This is a genomic window from Nocardiopsis sp. TNDT3, assembly GCF_003427465.1.
GTDB lineage: Bacteria > Actinomycetota > Actinomycetes > Streptosporangiales > Streptosporangiaceae > Nocardiopsis > Nocardiopsis dassonvillei.
In genome coordinates this window covers 1-2,747 of the sequence record NZ_QPFC01000567.1, presented here as the reverse complement: position 1 = coordinate 2,747, position 2,747 = coordinate 1, and the positions used below count along the sequence as shown (strand labels likewise).

At 74.3% G+C, this 2,747-nt stretch carries 3 protein-coding genes; 2 read left to right on the top strand and 1 reads right to left on the bottom strand.

All coding sequences use genetic code 11. The features are described 5' to 3' along the window. Window positions 1-1,455: ATP-binding protein (locus tag DQW06_RS14555; protein WP_117198654.1), on the top strand; the 1,455-nt coding region annotated here is incomplete at its 5' end. Next, the gene (locus tag DQW06_RS14550) at window positions 1,436-2,131 is read left to right on the top strand and encodes a response regulator (RefSeq protein WP_013151355.1); all 696 of its coding nucleotides are present in this window, start codon (window positions 1,436-1,438) and stop codon (window positions 2,129-2,131) included. The genes DQW06_RS14555 and DQW06_RS14550, both read left to right, overlap by 20 nt. Before the next feature lie 51 nt (window positions 2,132-2,182). On the opposite strand, the gene DQW06_RS14545 is transcribed toward DQW06_RS14550, so the two are convergent. Continuing rightward, window positions 2,183-2,747 (bottom strand): aminoglycoside phosphotransferase family protein (locus tag DQW06_RS14545; RefSeq protein WP_157983443.1); only part of this gene is annotated, 565 nt, incomplete at its 5' end.

The following is a 2,747-nucleotide window of genomic DNA, read 5'->3' as shown; positions in this document are numbered from 1 at the left end:
CCCCCGCCGCCCGGCCGGGGACTGGGCGAGCACCGCCGGGTGACCGGCTGGTCGCTGGCGCTGCTGGCGCCCACCCTGCTGTCGCTGGTGATGGCGCTGCCCCTGTTCGAGGACGTGGGCGCCGCCTCGGACGCGATGCTCCTGCTGCTGGCCACCGTGGCCACCGCGGCGGTGGGCGGCCTGCGCCCCGCCCTGGTGTCGGCGCTGTGGAGCGCGGTGCTGCTCACCGTGCTGCTGTCCCCGCTGCACGGTCGGCCCTCGGTATCGCTGGACAACATACTGGCGCTGACCGCGTTCGCCCTGGTGGGGGCGCTGGTGGCGATCGTGGTGGAGATGGCGGCGCGCCGGTCGGCGCAGGCCGCGCGCGCCCGGGCCGAGGCCGACGCGGTGACGCTGCTGGCCAGCAGCGTCCTGGCGGGCAAGGAGCCCCTCCAGGCCCTGCTGCGGCGGATCCGGGAGACCTTCGGGCAGCGGTCGGCGACCCTGCTGGAGCGGCTGGACGACGAGCGCTGGCGCGCGGCTCACAGCGTGGGCGCCCCGGCGTGCGAGTCCCCCGAGGAGGCCGACGTCCTGGTCTCGATCTCCGACAACCTGGCGCTGGCGCTGCGCGGCCGGGTGCTGCCCGCCGCCGACCGGGGCGTGCTGCGGGCCTTCGCCGCGCACATCGGCATCGCCCTGGAGCACCAGAGGCTGGAGTGGGACGCGGCCGAGGCGCGCGGCCAGGTGGCGGGCAACCGCATCCGCACGGCTCTGCTGGCCGCGGTCTCGCACGACCTGCGCACCCCGCTGACCTCGATCAAGGCGAGCCTGTCGAGCCTGCGCGCCACCGACATCACCCTCACCGAGGAGGACCGCGAGGACCTGCTGGAGACGGTGGAGGAGTCCACCGACCGGCTCAACCGGCTGATCGACAACCTGCTGGACATGAGCCGGGTGCACACCGACAACGTGCGCCCCAAACTCCGCGCGGTGGGACTGGAGGAGGTCGTGCCCGTCACCCTGCTGGGCCTGCCGCACGAGGCGGTCGTGGTGGACGTGCCCGACCGCCTGCCCCGCGTCCGCGCCGACGCCGGGCTGCTGGAGCGGGCGGTGGCCAACGTGGTCTCCAACGCGGTCCGGTACAACCCGGACCCGCGCCTGCCGGTGCTGGTCTCGGCGAGCGCGCACGGCGACAGCGTGCAGCTGCGCGTGGTGGACCGCGGGCCGGGGGTCTCAGACGAGGGCAAACAGCGCATGTTCGAGGCCTTCCAGCGCCTGGGCGACGCCCCCCAGGGCACGGGGGTGGGTCTGGGTCTGGCGGTCGCGCGTGGTTTCGTTGAGGCGATGCACGGCAGGCTCGACCCCGAGGACACGCCCGGCGGCGGTCTGACCATGGTGTTCACGCTCCGTGCTGTGGAGAAGAGCGAGACGGACACCGGAGACGGGGAGGGGACCGATGCGGGTCCTGGTCGTTGACGACGACATGCAGATCATTCGGGCCATGCGGATCAACCTGAGGGCGCGCGGGCACGACGTGGACACCGCGGCCGACGGGGCGTCCGCTCTGCGGCTGGCCGCGGACAACCACCCCGACGTGGTCCTGCTCGACCTGGGGCTGCCCGACATGGAGGGCATGGAGGTCATACAGCGGCTGCGCGGGTGGTCTCAGGTGCCGATCATCGTGCTGTCGGCGCGGCACTCGGCCGGGGAGAAGGTGCGCTGCCTGGACTCGGGCGCCGACGACTACGTCACCAAGCCGTTCGGGATGGACGAGCTGCTGGCGCGCATGCGCGCGGCGGAGCGGCGGTCGGTGCGCGTGGACGAGGCCCCGGTGGTGCGCACGCCCTCCTTCACCGTGGACCTGGGCGCCAAGCGGGTGCTGCGGGAGGGCGAGGAGGTCCGGCTCACCCCGACGGAGTGGCACATCCTGGAGATCCTGGCCCGGCACGCGGGCCAGCTGGTCAGCCAGCGCCAGCTGCTGCACGACGTGTGGGGCCCGGCCTACCAGAGCGAGACCAACTACCTGCGGGTGTACATGGCGCAGTTGCGCCGCAAGCTGGAGCCCGACCCGGCGTGCCCGCGCTACCTGATCACGGAGGCGGGCCGGGGCTACCGCTTCGAGAGGGCGGGCTCGGCCCAGCCCGGGGACTGAACCCGTCGGCGCGTGCCGGGGCGGTCGGCCGCCGGGGCCGCCCGGCACGCGTCACAGGACGAAGGCCTCCCCCTCCGAGAGTTCGACGAGCATGTCGAACTCGTCGGTGCCGCCGTGGCCGCGGTTGGCCTTGGCCACCGCCAGGCAGGGCGCGAACGCGCGCGCCCACGCCATCAACCGGTCGCCGTCCACGCCCAGGACGCGGGAGAGCACGTCCACGCGCTGCACCACCTCGGGCAGGCTGGTGGCCTTCCACAGGGCCCAGTCCACGGCGTCGACCGCCGCGTCCCCCAGGCAGGCGCGCGGGTCGACGGCCACCAGGCCGCGCCGGCCGCCGTCGATGACGTTGCCCGGGTGCAGGTCGCCGTGGACGGGCACGACGTCCACCGTGCCGTTGGCCAGGTCGCGGGCCCGGCAGAAGCCCTGGTGCATGGCGGACGCGGACACCACCTCGGCGGCGGGCCCCTCGGCGCGCTCGCGGTTCCACAGGTCGAAGATGAACTGCACCCGCGAGGTCAGCGGGCGCAGTTCGAGCAGTTCGCGCCGGGGCACCTCGACGGAGTGCAGCTGGGAGATGAGCGCGCCGACGGTCTCCATCGGCGGCACCCGCCCGCCC